A 17,571-nucleotide genomic window follows, 5' to 3' on the forward strand; every position below is an offset into this window, starting at 1 on the left:
GGTAATTTCCCCGCAGTTTAGTGCGGGGTAGGTCAATTCTGGAGGTGATCCGGTCATGCGCGTTATAGCAGGGACTGCGCGGGGTGTGCGGCTGACGGCACCGGTCGGGATGCAGACCCGCCCCACAGCCGACCGGGTCAAAGAGGCGCTTTTCAGTATTATTACCAGCCGGCTCGAGCTGGAAGGGTCCCGGGTCCTGGATATCTGTGCCGGAACCGGCGGCCTGGGGATCGAGGCCTTAAGCCGCGGAGCAGCTTGCTGCTGTTTTATCGAGCATGATCTCAAGGTGGTACAGGTGCTGAAGGGCAATCTTGCCCGTACCGGTTTTGCAACGCACTCGGAATGTGTCGTGCTTGACGCGCTGAAGGGGCTGCAGCTGCTGTCCCGACACGGGAAAAGCTTTGATCTGGTCTTTTTCGATCCGCCCTATGCTGCCGGTCTGTATGGCGCTGTCGCGGATGCGTTGAGTACGCTTGATCTCCTGTCAGAGCATTCCCTGCTGGTGATGGAATGTTCCTCAAGAGTACCTGTGGCAGAACATGTTGGTATGCTTGTCAGGATTGATCGACGAGTCTATGGCGATACGGCACTTGAATTTTTTGTCAGGGAGTCTCAATGAAGAAGATAGCTGTGTATCCCGGTTCATTCGATCCGATCACCTACGGGCACCTGGACATTATCAATCGCGGCCTCAAGGTCTTCGATGAGGTCGTCGTTGCCGTGGCCTGCAACTCCCAGAAAAATGCCCTGTTCAGTTTTGATGAGCGCATAGACCTGATCAGCCAGGTGGTCAAGGGACAGGGGCGGGTCACGGTTGACACGTTTACCGGGCTTCTGATAGATTATGTTGCCAGCAAAAAGGCGCATGTTGTCATCAGGGGCTTACGGGCCATTTCGGATTTCGAATACGAATTCCAGATTGCCCAGATGAACAGCTGCATCAGCCAGAATGTGGAGACACTCTTTATGATGACCTCGCTCCAGTACGGCTACCTTTCATCCTCTATCGTCAAGGAGGTCTGTTCACTGAACGGCAACATTGACGGTTTTGTCCCTCCCGAAGTCAAGAAGGCCCTGCGCGGCAAGTATGGTCTGGACTAGCTAGACAGCCGGTCAGGAGGCGCCGCCATGGCGCCTCCTGTGTTTGGTACGACAGGATTGTTTCAGTAACGTACGTATCCCAGTTATCGCCACGAGGTGCACACCATGATCACACAAGACATGATTATCGCCGATATCATCAGGCAGCATCCCGAAACCCTCCCCGTATTTCAGAAGTTCAATCTCGACTGCTACGAGTGCCAGATCGCTGATCTGGAAACCCTCGAACATGGCGCCGGTGTACATAAGGTTGCCATTGCCGAACTGCTTGATGCCCTGAACCGTTCTTTGGTTTAATTCATGAGCGATATGGACCAGTATGCGGGTAGTTTTCCGGCCGGAATGAAGGTCGGGGTCGGCATCCCCCTGCCCAATGCCGAGGTTTTCAATGACTGGGCCATCATTCATGAAATCGATGAGGATCTGGTTTCCCTGCAGCTTTCCCGTGACCAGCTGCCGGTCAGGGTCTCTCTGCATGTGGGGCAGATTCTTGAGCTGCGCGGCGGCAAGGAGGGTAACAGCTATTCCTGCCGGGCGATTATCGTCAGCGAGGGGCATGCCAAGGAGCTGCTGCTCCGCCTGATCGGCGAGATCGTCTCCGATGAACTGCGCGAGTTCTATCGCATCGATGCCTTTCTGCCCATCAAGTATTATATCTCCCAGGAACAGCATCCCGAAATTCTCATGAAGCAGTGGGAGAAGCGCCGGGAGCAGCGCATTGACCGTGAACTGGCCCGCAAACAGAGACGCTGGGACAGTGAATTTGTTGACGGTGCGGCCGAGCTGCCCCAGGAAAGGCGTCAGGAGGATGATGAAAACGACGATCAGGATGATGAGTCCTGGGACACCATCATACCGCTGGCTGCCAATGTAAGCGGCGGCGGACTGCGCATCATGACCCACCAGGGTTTTGAGCAGGGGGAATACGTCCTGCTGGAGATCCTGGTACCGGCGCCCCGGCGGATAATCGATGTCGTGGTCAAGGTGGTCTTCGCCAACCGCAACTACGCGGCAGGTGACGACGCTGAGTACTTCAATACCGGTTTGCAGTTTGTCTTCATCGATGAACGCGACCGCGATTCGATCATCAATCACATTGCTTCCGTGCAGCTGAAACGGATACGCCAGTTGCGTGAAAAATACCTGTTTCGATCCCTGCTTGATGTTGATGAAGACACCCTTGAACCAGTGGAAGGGATTAACTGGAGGGAATTTGGTAAAAAGGTGCTGGTGTGGGCGGCCATGATTGCCGTCGTGATGGTACTGGTAAACTATTTCAAGCATTATGCGATTGAACACCCGAAGAACGAGATCGGGGAAAAATTCGAGAATGAACTGAAAAAATATATTGAAATGCAGAAAAAATAGCCTGCGGCACATCTAATAAATATTAATCAATCCTTGCTGTCCCGGTAATGTGCCTTATAAATCACCTGTGCTGTTCCCCCCAGCCAAAGTCCCAGCTCTTTCCTGACTTCCCTGTCGACATACGAAAAAATCCGCTGGATGGTGTCGTGGGTGCAGGCACGGGAGTGCCCTGGTACCTTGATCATCTGAAAACCCAGTTTGTCATATGCTGCGTAAAACGCGCGGTAGAGAGGGGCACTTGTCAGCGGCAGCCCTGAACGTTTCGCGATATAATTCATCTGTTCCAGGCCGGCTCTGCGTCCTGCAAGACCGGCAACACACTGGGAATCGGTGTAGATCTGCAGACCACCAGGGGCACAACCCTCCAGTTTCTCTTTCAATTCCTCTAGGGCCCACAACACGGTCTGGACTTCAAGCAGGGTCGATGACGTATCCTCAAGCCGCCTGGTTTTAAGCATTGCGGAAATTTCACTGCGCTGTACGTCGTCAGGACCGACCTCCAGGTACTGCAGCGGAAGCAGCAGATAACCTCCAACCCCGAGCTTGAGTTGGGGATTCACGCTCACATCGGTGAACAGGGCAAAATGGTTCATACTACTAAACTCCAGGTCGTTCGCGTCGAGATGGCAAGGGGAAAGGGAACCGTGTGGCGGCAATCATCCCAGCATCAAATCATCTGCCCGGTTGATGAACTCTGTCGCAGGGCGGTCGTGATAGATGCCGAAGCCCGGGGTTTCGCCGGAAACGCCGCGCAGGTAGAGGTAGATGACGCCGCCGAAGTGCGCTTCATAGCTGTAGCCAGGAAGTCTGAGCCGCAGATAGCGATCCAGGGCCAGGGTGTAGAGATGATACTGCAGGATATAGGCATGCTCGGCCATGGATCGGGTCAGGTCCTGAGCTGAGTACTGCTGACAGCTGGAGCCCAGGTGATTCGATTTCCAGTCGATGATGTAGTAGCGATTGTCGTTTACAAAGACCATATCCATAAAACCGTGCAGCATGCCGCGGCTCTGGATGAAATCCAGCGATTCAAGGATCTTATCAAAGCTGCCATGAAGTGTTGGTTGCAGTAAGCCGTCAAAGAGCCTGCTGAGACGCTCCGGGGAGAGTTGGGCAATCGGCAGGTAGAACTCCAGCTCGGACTGCCAGGCACCCTGCGGCAGTTGCGACAGGCTGAAACCGGGGCTGTCGGCCAGCAGCGCTGAGCGTGTCACGGCTGAGACCATGGTCGTGACGGCCGGCAGCCACTGCTCATGGTAGCCGTTGGCCAGCAGACAGGTACGGCTGCTCTGGGCGATATGGCTGTCGCTGAGCGCGGCGAAATCGAGACGTTCGAAGATCTCATGCAGACAGGTTCCGGCGGCGGCACCCCGGGGAAAATCAAAGATGCTCAGTCCGCTGGTGCTGATGTGGGTGTCAAGCGTCAGCGATTCGGGAGATGTGCCGGAAAGGGCGTCATAGTCCCGGGGCTGCTGGGGACGTTCGCTGCCGGCAACCATGCCGCTGAAGCTGGTGACACGCCAGTCGCTGGATATGGCCTGCGTCAGTCTGCGGCAGACCGGTGCCGGCAGATTTTCACCGGCAGGGCGATAGACCGGGGCCGGGGCATCAACCGGCAGGAATACGGCTGCCAGGCCTTCTGCCGGGGAGCCGAGACCTGCGATATCCGCCAGGATATTCTGGTCCGGGTATGCTTTGAAACCCTTGGCGTCCTTGACCGTTGCAGCGTGCAGCAGCGTGAAGAGCGGCGACGAGTGTGCATCGCTGATGCAGCCCCAGGCGACGTAACAGAGGAACTCGGCACGGGTAATGGCGACATACAGCAGTCTGGCCGCTTCAGCGGCGCGCTCCTGCCTGGTGAGCGCCTTGTGATCCTCCAGCTGGTCTGAACCCAGGTCGAGTGTCAAGGCCCCGTCATCACCATGATACAGCGCCTGAAGGTTTCTGTTCGAGGGGGCATCCCAGGCAAACGGCAGGAAGACGATCGGGTATTCAAGGCCCTTGCTGGCATGAATGGTGGAGAGCTGCACCGCATTGTCATCGGTCTCCAGCCGCAGCAATGCGGTTTCATCCTCCACCTCGGCGCCCAGGCGTCGTTCAAGCCAGAGAATCAATGTCTCCAGGCCGCTGGCGTGCTCCTGCTCCGCACGGTGCAGTAGTTCGACACATTGCAGGATATTGGTCAGGATCCGTTCTCCGTTGCTGCGTGCCAGGCATCTCTGCCGCAGACCGCATTCGCCCAGCAGGAGTTCCGCCATGGCAATGACACCGCCTGTGCGGGCGGCATGATTCAGGTTGCGAAAATGCAGCAGCCATGTTTCCCAGCCGCTGCTCTCGTCACCCGCCGCCAGATACCCGGCAACCTCATTGGCCGAGAGCCCCAGGCTGCTGGTCAACAGCGCCTCGCGCAGCAGCCGTTCCCGGGACGGTTCGTGCACGGCCCGCAAAATCCGCAGCATGTCCAGGGCCTCGATCGACTCGAAAATGGTTGCACTGCCGTGCTGTACCGATGGAATGCAAAGGTCATTCAGGGCTGACTGCACCAGGTCGGCCTGGTAATGGGCCTTGACCAGCACCGCAATATCCCCCGGAGCAAGCTTGCGCCGGCCGTGCTTGTCGATGATTTCGCGTGTTCCGTCCAGCAGGCGGGCGATCTCTGCGGACACCGTCCGGACGATTGTCCGGCAGGCCTCGTTTTTCCTGACCGCCTGGGTTTGGTCTTCACGGGGATAGACCCAGAACTGCAGGGGCTGTTCCACGGCTTGACCGTTGTGCAGGAGCCGGTGACCAGGGTTGCGCCCCGAATCAACCGGGCTGAAGCCGATCTCACTGCAGAGAAAGGGGTCTGCCGACGCCTCGAATACGGCATTGACCGCCGTTACCAGGGGCGCGACAGAGCGGCGATTGGTGACCAGTGTGGAACGGTTGCTGGCTTCAACCGCCTGGCCGGCTGCAATATAGGCGAAGATATCGGCACCGCGGAAGCTGTAGATGGCCTGTTTGGGGTCACCGATCAGGAATAGTGGATACGAAGCCGCCTTCGAGCGTATCTCTGCGTTGACTTCGTCAGAAGCTCCTCGACGTATTTCCATATACGCCTGCGTCGCTTCCTCCTCGTCGCCTTGACCTACACTCGAAATCGATTTCGTATGCACTCCCGCCAGATGGGAAAAGATCTCCCATTGCAGCGGGTCGGTATCCTGGAATTCATCGATCAATGCCGCGTGGTAACGCGTCCGCAGATTCCGGGCCAGCTGCCCGCCGCTTTCACCGGTCAGCGCCTTGTGCAGGTCCAGCAGCAGGTCATCGTAGCAGCGCAGGTTCAGACTCCGTTTGCGGTCGGACAGCTCCTGTCGCATCCAGCTGTGCAGAGCGGTCTGGTGATGGATCAGCCTGACCCTGATGGCTTGCTCGACCGCCTGAATCGCATCATAGAGCTGTTGACAGCGGTCAAAGAACGGGTGTGCCGGCAGCGTGGAGCCCTTTTTCTGTCCTTTCAGCACTCCGGCAGACGTGAACAGGTTCATTTCCGGACAGGGTGCCGTGACATCCCCCGCAGCCAGCCATCTGTCCAAGCCAGCTGCCGCTGCGTCGATCTGGGCCGGTTTGTACCAGGTCTGGCTCAGATTGGCCTGGGACAGCTGCTGCAGGATGCTATCCCTTTCAGCGCGCCAGATCCGGGCAGGTTCCGGCACCAGTCTGCTGCATCCGGTGATGATCCCGGTCAGATCTGCATCTTCCGTGGACGGAATGACCTTCAAGGCCGGGTTCTGGTAGTGTCCCCTGAACGGTTCCGCCAGTTTGGCGGGGGTGAAGCCCCTGGCGGTCAGCCACTTCAGGAAACCGTCCGCTTCGGTCATGATCTGTTTGCGCCAGAAGTCATCGCAGACCTCGGCCAGGATAGCCGCCTGGTCGCTGATCATCTCCGTATCGAAGAGCGACCCGCTTTCAAAGGCGTTTTCCTGCAGCGCCCGCTGGCAGAAACCGTGGATGGTGAAGATGGCGGCATCATCGAAGGAATACAGCGCCCGTGTGAGCAGTTGTACGGCTGTCTCCCGGTCCGTGCCGCGTGTGGCCAGCAGCATCTCTTCCAGTTCGTCCCGGGGGGCACGGCCGGTTGTGTACAGATCCAGGGTATCGCTGATGCGTGTCCGGATGCGGTCGCGCAGTTCGGCGGTAGCTGACTTGGTATAGGTCACCACCAGGATCTCTTCCGGCCGCAGGCGCTGTTCCAGCAGGAGCAGGATATACAGGGCGGTGATGGTCCAGGTCTTGCCGGTACCGGCGCTGGCTTCGATCAGGTGCAGACCGCTTGTTTCGATGCTGGTCAGGTCGAGGTGCTTCATGTCAGTTTCTCCTCGACCGCAATCGCACGCAGCGGGCCGTAGACACGTTCGGCCAAGTGGATGAACTCATCGTCCAGAACATCACTACCGTTGAAACAGAGCGCGAATGAGGATTGAGCCGATTCAGCCGGGGAGGGCGAGTGGTCTGTCCCGTTCCAGCGGCTTTCGGCACTGTCCCGGTTTTTATCGAGATACAGCCAGGAGCTCTGGGGAAAAAAATGCAGCGGCCGGCACAACCCTTCGCGGTACAGGGCGACCAGATCGGCCAGCAGCTCGGCGGCGTTGGAAATGGGGGGCAGGGTCAGGGTCAGGTCTTTGCAGATCAGCTGGCTCTCGCGGGGGTAGCCCTCTGCACGCAGGGTATTGAGGAGCAGGTGTTCGACCCACAGGGCCAGGCGGTCGCTCCCTTTCATGCCCGCGCAGCGCCAGCGTACGTGCCTTCCCTGGCGAAGCTCCCCTATGGAGCCGGTCAGCAGCGTTCCATTGACCTCCAGTGCCAGCGGGAGCGGATCGAGGGCATTCCCCAGGCGGGGCGCAACCAGACCGGCGAAAACGGCGCTTTCCTCCCGGAGGGCGGTGAAGGCGAACTGTCCGGCCCGCAGCGGCGGCAGCAGTGATCGGGCGCGGGCCGGGGCAAACAGATCGGCCGGATCTTCATGATTGAGGGCCTTTTTCACCAGATCCTGTTTGAGTCCATAGCCGGCCAGGCTGTCCAGGGTAAAGGGTTCACGCTCATCGATCTCTTCGGCAGGATCAAAGGGCTGGACGTTCAAGCGCTGCGCCAGAAAGGTTCTGGCGGGATTGCCGAGGAACCTGATCAGCTGGAGGACATCCAGCTGTTGCCACAGCTGCGGGTCATCGCTCAGGGGGGTGTCGATGAAGTGCCTGCGGGCCCTGCCGGTAGCGCGACAGGCATCCAGTGCATCCCGGGTCTCTACGGCATAGCTGAACAGTTGTGCGCCGTCAGCGTCGCTGAAGTACGCGCTGTTGAAGGACTGCAGCTTATGCCGAGTGACGACGTCGGGGGGCGTGTCCGCTGTTCCCTCCAGATAAAAGCCCCGCCGGACATAATCCAGCAGTTCGGCAACGACCACCGAGGGGGGCAGGAGCGTGTTGTCCCGGTCGTTCTGGCCGGTGTAGCTGATATAGAGGCGCTCGGAGGCGGACATGATCGCCTCCAAAAACAGGTAGCGATCCTCGTCCCGCACCGAACGGTCACCGCGTTGCCGCGTGCCGCTCATCAGGCTGAATCCCGGCTGGCGCTGATTTCTCGGGAAGATGCCGTCATTCATCCCCACCAGGCAGACCACCCGCTGGGGGATACTGCGCATGGGGAGCATGGCGCAGAAGGTCACCCGGCCATTCAGGAAGCCGGAGGCACTCCCGCCTTTTTCCAGCAGACCGGTCAAATGGTCGCTCAGCGCCTCCACCCCGATCCGCTGGTCGAATCCGGATTTCGCCTGGGTGTCACGAAGTGCCTGGAAGGCGGTATACAGCGAGTTGCAGCTTGTATCATTCTCGTCCAATGGGCGGAGCAGCTGGTCGGCAACCGTGGTCAGGGTAGCGGCCCATTCCTGCAGGGTCTGGTGTGACGAGAGTTGAACCCGTACGCGGGCGCTGATGTTTATGAACGCGGCCAGTTTGCCCAGGGCCTGCGCCTGGCGCCCTTCGATGTTGTCGTAGGGCATGTTGTCGGCAAAGAGCCGATCGCCATCGGGGGCCAGGGCATAGCCCAGGAATAACCGTTCCAGGCCGGCCTGCCAGCTGAAATCAGCATAGGACGGAAAACCGAGTGCGCTGCGATGCGCCTGGTCGAGCCCCCAGCGCACTCCGCAGCCGGAAAGCCAGGCACGGATGCGTTCAAGTTCATCGCCTGATAGGTCGAAGCACGCCATCACCTGGGGGCACTCGAGGATCTCCAGCATGCTGTTGATCCCGAAACGGCTGGCTGATAGACCCAGGATCCTGAGAAAGGTCTCGATGACCGGGTTCTCTTTTCGTGCGCTCTGGTCCGCGATGGTAAAGGGGATCGCGGGGCGGCCGCCGCAACGGGTGCCGAAGACGGCCGTGATGTAGGGGGCATAGGCTTCAATGTCCGGCGTCATCACGCAAACCGAACGCGGCTCCAGACCGGGCAGCTCTTCAAACATCTGCAGCAGATTGTCGTACAGCACCTCCATTTCGCGCAAAGGACCGTGGCAGGAATGGATCTGCAGTGAACGGTCACTGTCAGTGACGGTTGCGCGAGGAGCTGACCCGCCGCGATCGCACAATTCCAGTATATCGTTCCGGACAGTGCCCAGGAGGGTCGGAAATACAGGTTTCTGCCCGTTTTCCAGGTCATGCCAGGAGGCGTCGAAATCGAGCAGCAGGTTGAAAAACTCCTGACCCTGGGTACCGAGTGATGAGAGCAGGGGGGTGCCGGTTTCATAATACTCGAGTGCCTCGGGCGGGATAGCGGGGTTCAGCGCCAGGGAGGCCTGGCGTTTTTCCGAGAGGAGATCGGCCCAATAGGTTCCGCAGGGATTCAGCAGATAGATGTCGACGTGAATATAGCGGGCAAGCAACGAAAAGACCTCCAGATGGAAGGGGGGCAGGAACGAGATGCCGAACAGGCTGATACGCGGCGGCAGTTTGTCCGGCAGTGTTGCATCTGTCTCCAGGCAGTGCCGGAAGCGCTGCAGTAGTGCCGCCCGGTGCATGCCGGGGCAGGGTGTTGACAGGGCCCGCCATAACAGCGGCTGCCACTCATCACCCTGGCCCTGGTCCCATTCCAGGATCATCCGGGGTCGGTAGATGGTGTACTGGTCAAAGGTGTCGGCCAGGGTGCGCGCAAGCTGCAGCAGGCGACGGTCATCGCTGCCGTTTCCCAGGTATGAGGACAGAGTGGCAAACGCGGGCAGCTGGAGCAATGACGGCAGCAGTGCGGCGATGCGCCAGGTCATGGTGTCCGTTGCGAAGGGGGATGATTCCGGGAGGCCGGGGATGGCGGTACGGAAACAGGCGTCGAGGGTATCGTTGGGAAAACGGAAATCCATGCCGGCACAGACCCCCTGGGCAGCCGCCAGTTCCATGGAAAGCCAGCGCCCCATACCGGTGCTCAGGGTTACAACGGTTTCGCGGGCCAGCGGCCGGGGCGGGTTTTCCGAAAGAGTCCGTGCCAGGGCCGCGGACAGACAGGTAAGGGAGCTGCTGGTATGTACATGCAGATGGTTCATGGTGACAAACTATACCCGAAATGGCTGGACAAACAAGCAGGAAGTAGGCTATGTCATGCATTGTACGACGTACTTTGACGCATGAGGAGGAGCGCTGCAATGATAAAGAGTATGACCGGTTACGGCAAGGGTGGGGCGACCGCGCCCAGAGGCAGTTTTACCGTGGAGATCCGCTCGGTTAATCACCGCTATGGCGAGGTTTCCGTGCGCATGCCGCGCGCGTTTTTCTCCCTTGAAAACGAGATCAAGCGCCAGATTTCAACCGTGCTCAAGCGCGGCAAGATCGATGTAGCGGTGCAATGGGAGGAAACCACCGGCGCAGATGCAGTTCCGCAGCTCAATGGTGAGCTGGCCAAGGGCTATTTTGACAGCTTCAGCCACCTGTCCCGTGAGCTGGGCCTGACCCAGGAGGTGCCGCTGTCCCTGGTCCTTTCACAGAAGGGCGTTCTACGGGATGTGTCAACGGTTATTGAAGAAACCGAATTTCTGCCGCAATTGACCCAGGCGGTCGGGTCTGCCCTGGCCGCGATTGACACCATGCGTGCCAAAGAGGGGGAGGCGCTGGCAACGGATCTGTTGGCCCGTCGCAGCCAGATTGCCGAATGGGTTGCCCTGATCAGCGAACGGACCCCGCTGATGGTGGCGGAATATCAACAAAAGCTTGCGGCCCGGCTGGAACAGCTGCTTGGCGCTACGGAACTGGATCCGGCCCGTCTGGCCCAGGAGGTAGCACTGCTGGCCGATCGCTGCGACATTACCGAAGAGCTGGTACGGCTTGCCAGCCACTTTGTCCAGTTTGATGAAGCCCTGGGATTGAAAGAGCCGGTCGGCCGCAAGCTGGATTTCCTGATGCAGGAGATGAACCGCGAGGTCAACACGATCGGCTCCAAGGCCAATGATGCGATCATCGCCGGTCTGGTGATCCAGATCAAGGCCGAGATGGAGAAGATGCGCGAACAGGTTCAGAATGTGGAGTGAGTGAGGTCAACGCTGCTATTCGGACATCTTATTCCGGAATATCAGAACAGCGGAACCGAAGGTAACCAGCGCCATGACCGTTACCTGCAGCAGGAAGCCATAGGGCAGGGCACCCCCAACCAATGCCTGGCGGGCCCCCTCGAACAGCGCCGTGGTAGGCAGCGCCCGAACCCAGGGAATGACCGCGGGGGGATAGGATGAGAGCGGGAAGAACAGACCGGACATGAAGATCAGCGGCATGACCAGGACCGCTTCCACCTTGCCGATGGTTTCGGGCTTGTCCATGATCGTACCGCAGATCACACCGGCGCAGGAAAACAGCGCCGAGCCCGGTACCAGAAAGAGCAGGTAGACAGCCAGATGCTCGATCGGGAAGCGGAACGGGGTGATGGCAAAGATCACCAGCCCGACCACCAGCCCCTTGATCAGACCATGGGTAAAACCGGACAGGATCTTGGCAATCACAATCTCGGAGACTGAGATCGGCGTCACCCGGTAGGATTCGATCGTGAACTGCACCCGCCGGTGAAACCAGAGACTCCAGACACTTTCATTGTAGGCGGCATTGACGGCGGTCATGGTGATCAGGCCGGGGGCGATGAACAGGCCGTAGGGCACCCCCTCCACCAGGCCGATATAGCCCTGCATGCCGATGCCGAAGGCCAGGTAGATGGTCAAGGGATAGGCCACCACCGCGACCATTTCGGACAGGATGCTGCGGCGCAGGACCAGCATGTCACGCCGCCAGATGGCGAACGAACCGCGCAGGATCATTCCCGTACCCCCTTGCCGGTCAGGTCCATGAAGACATCCTCCAGCGTCCGTTCTTTCAGTGAAATACGCCGCACCGGAGCACCGTTGAGCGCGGTCACCACCTCCGACAGGCATTCCCAGGATGCAAGGCCGATGCAGATCGTTTGCTCCGAAACCTCAAGCGCCTTTACGCAGGCCATCCCTCGCAGCAGTTCGGCATAACTCCCGACCTGATCATTGAATTCGATCTGGTAAAACGTCCCCCCCTCCAACTTGTCCTTCAACTCCTGAGAACTGCCGAGTGCGATCAGTCGGCCGTGGTCCATGATGGCGATCCGGTCGCAGAGCTGCTCCGCCTCTTCAAGATAGTGGGTGGTCAGAAAGATGGTCATGTGGCCGGCAATCGACTTGATATACTCCCAGACCGCCCGGCGGGATTGGGGATCGAGTCCGGTGGTCGGCTCGTCCAGGAACAGCAGGCGCGGTTCGTGCAGCAACGCCCGCGCCACCACCAGCCGGCGCTGCATGCCGCCTGAAAAGGTGTCGGGCATGTCGTGCTGCCGCCCCGCCAGCCCCATCAGCTCCAGCAGTTCGTTGATCCGTCTGCGGTAGCGCCCGGCCTCCATGCCGTGCAGCCGGGCATGCAGCTCCAGGTTTTCCCGGGCTGATATGTAGCGGTCGAGGCTGTTTTCCTGGGAGACCACCCCGATCAGGCTGCGGATCTCGCGGCCGTGGCTGCGCGGATCGAGCCCCTCTATAAATACCTCTCCCGTGCTTTGCCGCATGAGAGTCGTCAGGATGCGGATCAGGGTGGTCTTGCCGGCCCCGTTCGGTCCCAGCAGGCCGAAGATCGATCCCTGGGAAACCTCCAAGTTGAAATCGGCCAGTGCGGTGAGATTCCCGTAACACTTGGAAAGCGAACGAACGGATATGGCGGATGGCGGGGTATTCATTGGTCGTAACGCCATTTGAAGTTGACCAGCTTGCAGCGCGGCATCAGCTGGCGAAACCGGTTCAGTCCTTCTTCGGTGATGCAGGTTCCGCTGCAGGTCAGCGTTTTCAGCCCGGGGAGCCGGATCAGGTTCATAAGTCCGTAGTCGCTGATGGCGGTATGATAGATATACAGCCTGTTCAGGCTGTTCAATTGGCATAGTTGCCGCAGGCCGCTGTCGGTAATTGCTGTATTGGAAAGATACAGCTCTTCCAGGCCACCCAGATGTGCCAGGTGGCTCAGGGCGGTGTCATCTGCGTCATACAGAAACAGAGCCTGAAGATCATCCGTCTGCAGAGTGTCCAGAAAAGCGAGACCGGCTCCGGGTGCGCATTTGACGTCCAGGCGTACTGACTTGTCCAGATAGACCTCTTTGGCGCCCCGGGCAATGCCGACCCTGTGCCAGTCTCTGAAATCCACGGAGCTCCTGCTCCGTTCAAAGAGGGTGCCGCACGGCAGGTCAAGCGGAAAGCGGATAATACGTGTTTCCAGCGGGGTGCCGCAGCGGCCTGTCTCACCGCTACCATCTCCCCGTAACACCGCCAGCCGGTTTCTGGTTTTGGCAATATCCAGATCCAGGGCAGCAGCCATCTCCGCCAGCAGGTCGATACCGTCAGCCAGGGATTCATCCACCCGGGTTTTGAAATTGTAGATATCCGTTGCCTTGAGCTCTTCAATCTGGCAGCCCAGGGCATGGATGTTTTGCTGCATCCGTGCTATTTCACGGATAACGCGCACCAGCTCCAGGGCCACATCCAGCTCGGATACGAGTTCCGGTCCCTGCTCCCAATCGAAGAAAATGTCTTCCAGTGCTTTGCGGTCACCGACCGCATAGGCATGATTGGCAATGGCCATCAACTCCTGTCGCCGCAGGCGTTGACCTTCATCGGGCGCCAGATCGGGATGAATGGCCTTGGCAACGGCGCGGTAAAGGGACTTGAGGTTCCTGGGCGGGGAAGTGGGGTCGTGATCGCAATCCGTTTCATCATCCAGCAGGTCGGTGCGATGATGAAAGTAGGCAAAGGCGTCATTGCTGGCCGGCGATGCAACCGTTTCAGCGGCATCACTGTCGTCCAGCAGTCCGTTCAGCTGCCATTCCAGGTCTTCCAGGATGGCGATCCGGGCACCCAGAACCCCTTCGTAGACCTGCTCGAACATGCGGATGTCCGCTTTCAGAGCTGAAAAAGCGGACTCTCGCGCCGCACATTGCTCCTTCAGGCCTGACAGCTCAGCCCGTTTTTTTTCGAGCTCAATCTCTTCGGGCGTTTTTAATTGATTACGGAAGGGGCTCATGACTGTTTCCCCGACAGCATGCTGTCACGGGATTCACGGGCCAGCGGCAGCGATATCTTGCGTTTGCTGGCCATGGAGCAGCGGTAGAGGGCATCAAAGGCGGCAATCAGGTCGCCAACCTCGCGGCTGGTGGTCATGAGGATGAAATCAACCACCTCATCCGGAATGCGAATCTGGCGGTCAGCGGCAATCTTCCTGAGAATCATCTGGCGGGAATGGTCATCGGACACGTCCACCCGCGCCACCAATCCCCACAGCAATCGGGATACGAGATGGTCGTCCAGAAAGGGGAGCTCGCGGGGCGGGTACAGGCCTGCCATGGCAATCTTGCGTCCTGACGAATGGAAGTCATTGAAGACCTGCCACAGTGCGATCCGCAGGTCGGCTTCGTCCGGCAGCAGATGCAGGTCATCCACCAGCAGTGCATCGGCACCGGCAAAGCGTGAGCAGAGTTCTTCAGCGTTGAATGATTCTCGGCAGGACAGATAGGGAACCGGGCGCTGCAGATTTTTGCTCATGACCTGGCCCATAGCCTTCAGCAGGTGGGTCTTGCCGGAACCGGGCGGACCATAGAGATACAGCAGGTTTTCCGAATCATCGGGTGCCGCGATGCGGAGTGAAAACTGCAGGGCGCCGGCGTTGCCGTCGCAGGCAATATAGTTTTCAAAGGTACAGACGGCGTTGACGGGAAATTCGAAAAAACCCTGCATGGTCAGAACAACTTTCCCTGGGGGACTTCCGCTACGATCCGGCCGAAGTGGAGATAGGCGGCCGGGGTTGCCACACGCCCACGGGGGGTGCGATTCAGGAAACCATTCTGGATCAGAAAGGGTTCATAGACATCCTCGATGGTGTCACTTTCCTCGCTGATGGCCGCAGCAATCGTGTCCAGGCCGACCGGCCCGCCGCCGAATTTATCAATGATCGTCAGCAGGATCATGCGGTCCATCTGGTCAAAGCCCATCTCGTCTATTTCCAGAAGCGTGAGGGTGCTGCGGACAACGTCCTGGGTGATCACACCATCAGCGCGGACCTGGGCGAAGTCACGCACCCTCCGCAAGAGGCGGTTGGCGATGCGGGGCGTGCCACGGCTGCGCAGGGCCAGTTCGGCGGCGGCTTTGGGATCGATTTCCATCCCCAGGATGCCTGAAGAACGGGAAATGATGGTGGCCAGTTCCGCGGGGGTATAGAATTCCAGGCGCGAGATGACCCCGAAGCGGTCACGCAGGGGCGAGGAGAGCAGGCCGGCCCGCGTGGTGGCGCCCACCAAGGTGAAATGCGGCAGGTCCAGCTTGATGCTGCGGGCGCTGGGCCCCTGTCCGATGATGATGTCCAGCTGGAAATCCTCCATGGCCGGATACAGGATCTCTTCGACGACATTGGACAGGCGATGGATCTCATCGATGAAGAGCACATCATGGGGTTCGAGATTCGTCAGGATGGCGGCCAGATCGCCGGGGCGCTCAATGACCGGTCCCGAGGTGGACTTGATGTTGACGCCCATTTCGCAGGCCACGATATTTGCCAGGGTTGTCTTGCCAAGACCGGGTGGGCCGTACAGCAGGACATGGTCCAGTGCCTCTCCCCGCCCCTTGGCGGCATCAATGAACAGCCGCAGATTCCCCTTGATCTTTTCCTGGCCGATGTAGTCGTCCAGTGCCCTGGGACGCAGGGTCGCGTCGAGCTGGAAATCATCGTCGCTTTTTTGGGGGGGTATGGCGAGTTCTCTGCTCATCTCGGCTCCATCGGTAAATAATCGCTAGACTATGAACGATTCCGGTTTGATTGTCAAACCGGGTATACATGAAGCGGTCATGTTTCAGTGCCTTTGAGCTTGACTTGCATTGATCACTGTACTAATTTTATACAATTATACATTTCATGAGGAGTTCATGCATGCCCTACGATAAATTGACGGAAGGCCTGACGTTTGATGATGTACTCTTGGTTCCCGCCCATTCCCTGATTCTGCCCCGAGATGCCAACCTGACCACCCGGATTTCCCGCAATATCCAGCTAAACATACCGCTTGTCAGCGCCGCCATGGACACGGTTACCGAGGCGCGTACCGCCATCTGCATGGCGCGTGAAGGCGGTATCGGCATCATTCACAAGAACCTTACCATTCAGGAACAGGCCTACGAGGTCGATAAGGTCAAGAAGAGCGAATCCGGCATGATTGTCGACCCGATCACCATGCGCCCTACCCAGAAAATCAGCGAGGCCCTGGATATCATGTCGCGCTACCGTATTTCCGGGGTTCCGGTTACCAAGGCCAACGGCAAGCTGGTGGGTATTCTCACCAACCGCGACCTGCGCTTTGAAACCGATTATGATCTGCCGATTTCCGCCCGCATGACCAAGCGCAATCTGGTGACGGTCGAGGTAGGGACAACTCTGGAGCAGGCCAAGGAACATCTCAAGCATACCCGGGTGGAAAAACTTCTTGTCGTGGATGAAGACAGGTTTCTTAAAGGCTTGATTACTATCAAGGATATTGAGAAGGTCAAGAAGTATCCCAACTCCTGCAAGGACAGTCTGGGACGTTTACGGGTCGGTGCGGCCGTGGGCCCGACCGAGGATATGGAGGCACGTATGGATGCCCTGATCAAGGCGGGCGTCGACGTGATTGTGATCGATACCGCCCATGGACATTCCCAGGGGGTTATCGATGCCGTTGTTCGAGCAAAAGCTACCTTCGCCGGGGTTGAGATCATTGCCGGCAACATTGCCACTGCCGAAGCGGCCGAGGCGCTGATCAAGGCAGGAGTCGACGGCATCAAGGTCGGGATCGGGCCCGGCTCCATCTGCACCACCCGGGTTGTTGCCGGTGTGGGGGTACCGCAGATCACCGCGATTCATGAATGTTCCCGGGTGGCCCACAAATACGGCATACCGGTTATCGCGGACGGCGGCATCAAGTATTCGGGCGACCTGCCCAAGGCGGTCACTGCCGGGGCCGATTGCATCATGATCGGTTCACTGTTTGCCGGTACCGAGGAATCCCCCGGCGACACGGTCCTGTACCAGGGACGGACCTACAAGACCTACCGCGGCATGGGCTCTATCGGCGCCATGAAGGACGGCAGCAAGGATCGCTACTTCCAGTCGGAAGTGGGGGATGATGTCAAGCTGGTGCCGGAAGGGATCGAGGGTATGGTGCCGCTGCGCGGACCGCTTTCGGCCAATATCCACCAGCTGCTGGGCGGTCTGCGTTCCGGCATGGGCTACACCGGCTGCGGCTCGATCGAAGAGCTACAGCAAAAAGGGCGCTTTATCCGGATCACCGGTGCCGGTCTCAAGGAGTCACATGTGCATGATGTGACGATTACCAAGGAAGCGCCGAACTATCGGGTCGGTAATTGATCTGTCAGGGGATGGTTGCTGGAAGTCCATAATCATAGCGTAGGAATCCATTTTTAAAGAATTTATTTCACTAAAACATCACAACACGTGACTCGTACAAAGCCACAAAGTTCACCAAGAATGCCTGAATCCGATTCAGTCTAAATCCTTCGTGCTT

At 58.7% G+C, this 17,571-nt stretch carries 14 protein-coding genes; 6 read left to right on the forward strand and 8 right to left on the reverse strand.

The features are described 5' to 3' along the window. Positions 1 to 55 precede the first annotated feature (55 nt). The 4 genes from rsmD to ACOCF6_RS21345 all read left to right on the forward strand — a co-directional run bounded on the left by rsmD (position 56) and on the right by ACOCF6_RS21345 (position 2,469). Positions 56 to 619: a 16S rRNA (guanine(966)-N(2))-methyltransferase RsmD gene (rsmD, locus tag ACOCF6_RS21330; RefSeq protein ID WP_482462340.1), complete on the forward strand. Its 564-nt coding sequence runs from the start codon at positions 56 to 58 to the stop codon at positions 617 to 619. After that, positions 616 to 1,101 (forward strand): pantetheine-phosphate adenylyltransferase, encoded by a 486-nt coding sequence (coaD, locus tag ACOCF6_RS21335; protein ID WP_482462341.1) that lies wholly within the window; start codon positions 616 to 618, stop codon positions 1,099 to 1,101. The genes rsmD and coaD overlap by 4 nt, the downstream gene beginning before the upstream one ends. 105 nt (positions 1,102 to 1,206) lie before the next feature. Further along, on the forward strand, positions 1,207 to 1,398 hold the full coding sequence (locus tag ACOCF6_RS21340; protein WP_482462342.1) for a DUF1858 domain-containing protein: 192 nt from the start codon (positions 1,207 to 1,209) through the stop codon (positions 1,396 to 1,398). A gap of 3 nt (positions 1,399 to 1,401) precedes the next feature. Then, positions 1,402 to 2,469: a PilZ-like domain-containing protein gene (locus tag ACOCF6_RS21345; RefSeq protein ID WP_482462343.1), complete on the forward strand. Its 1,068-nt coding sequence runs from the start codon at positions 1,402 to 1,404 to the stop codon at positions 2,467 to 2,469. A 26-nt stretch (positions 2,470 to 2,495) separates the two neighbouring features. On the opposite strand, the gene ACOCF6_RS21350 is transcribed toward ACOCF6_RS21345, so the two are convergent. The 3 genes from ACOCF6_RS21350 to recC form a co-directional block, all read right to left on the reverse strand. Beyond that, positions 2,496 to 3,062: a hypothetical protein gene (locus ACOCF6_RS21350; protein WP_482462344.1), complete on the reverse strand. Its 567-nt coding sequence runs from the start codon at positions 3,060 to 3,062 to the stop codon at positions 2,496 to 2,498. Between the two features lie 63 nt (positions 3,063 to 3,125). Then, the gene (locus tag ACOCF6_RS21355; protein ID WP_482462345.1) at positions 3,126 to 6,815 is read right to left on the reverse strand and encodes a UvrD-helicase domain-containing protein; all 3,690 of its coding nucleotides are present in this window, start codon (positions 6,813 to 6,815) and stop codon (positions 3,126 to 3,128) included. Further along, positions 6,812 to 10,033 (reverse strand): exodeoxyribonuclease V subunit gamma, encoded by a 3,222-nt coding sequence (recC, locus tag ACOCF6_RS21360; protein WP_482462346.1) that lies wholly within the window; start codon positions 10,031 to 10,033, stop codon positions 6,812 to 6,814. The genes ACOCF6_RS21355 and recC overlap by 4 nt, the downstream gene beginning before the upstream one ends. Positions 10,034 to 10,132: 99 nt before the next feature. Here recC and ACOCF6_RS21365 point away from each other — a divergent pair, with 99 nt between their 5' ends. Beyond that, positions 10,133 to 11,011: a YicC/YloC family endoribonuclease gene (locus tag ACOCF6_RS21365; RefSeq protein ID WP_482462347.1), complete on the forward strand. Its 879-nt coding sequence runs from the start codon at positions 10,133 to 10,135 to the stop codon at positions 11,009 to 11,011. A 15-nt stretch (positions 11,012 to 11,026) separates the two neighbouring features. On the opposite strand, the gene ACOCF6_RS21370 is transcribed toward ACOCF6_RS21365, so the two are convergent. From ACOCF6_RS21370 to ruvB, 5 genes are read right to left on the reverse strand one after another with little or no spacing between them, the layout of a single operon-like run. Then, entirely contained in the window at positions 11,027 to 11,785 is a 759-nt protein-coding gene (locus ACOCF6_RS21370) for an ABC transporter permease (RefSeq protein ID WP_482462348.1), read from the reverse strand. Next, the gene (locus tag ACOCF6_RS21375) at positions 11,782 to 12,717 is read right to left on the reverse strand and encodes an ABC transporter ATP-binding protein (RefSeq protein ID WP_482462349.1); all 936 of its coding nucleotides are present in this window, start codon (positions 12,715 to 12,717) and stop codon (positions 11,782 to 11,784) included. Before ACOCF6_RS21375 ends, ACOCF6_RS21370 begins: the two co-directional genes overlap by 4 nt. Beyond that, positions 12,714 to 14,048 carry a hypothetical protein gene (locus ACOCF6_RS21380; RefSeq protein ID WP_482462350.1) on the reverse strand — a complete coding sequence of 445 codons (1,335 nt, stop codon included), beginning with the start codon at positions 14,046 to 14,048 and terminating at the stop codon, positions 12,714 to 12,716. The genes ACOCF6_RS21375 and ACOCF6_RS21380 overlap by 4 nt, the downstream gene beginning before the upstream one ends. After that, the gene (locus ACOCF6_RS21385) at positions 14,045 to 14,758 is read right to left on the reverse strand and encodes a DnaA/Hda family protein (protein ID WP_482462351.1); all 714 of its coding nucleotides are present in this window, start codon (positions 14,756 to 14,758) and stop codon (positions 14,045 to 14,047) included. Before ACOCF6_RS21385 ends, ACOCF6_RS21380 begins: the two co-directional genes overlap by 4 nt. 2 nt (positions 14,759 to 14,760) lie before the next feature. Then, positions 14,761 to 15,783, reverse strand: a complete 1,023-nt coding sequence (gene ruvB / locus ACOCF6_RS21390) for a Holliday junction branch migration DNA helicase RuvB (RefSeq protein ID WP_482462352.1) — start codon at positions 15,781 to 15,783, stop codon at positions 14,761 to 14,763. Positions 15,784 to 15,944: 161 nt separating this feature from the next. On the opposite strand from ruvB, the gene guaB reads away from it, so the two are divergent. Next, complete coding sequence (gene guaB / locus ACOCF6_RS21395; protein WP_482462353.1) at positions 15,945 to 17,414, forward strand: IMP dehydrogenase; 1,470 nt, start codon at positions 15,945 to 15,947, stop codon at positions 17,412 to 17,414. Positions 17,415 to 17,571: the final 157 nt, after the last annotated feature.

It is taken from the genome of Geobacter psychrophilus (genome assembly GCF_056821595.1).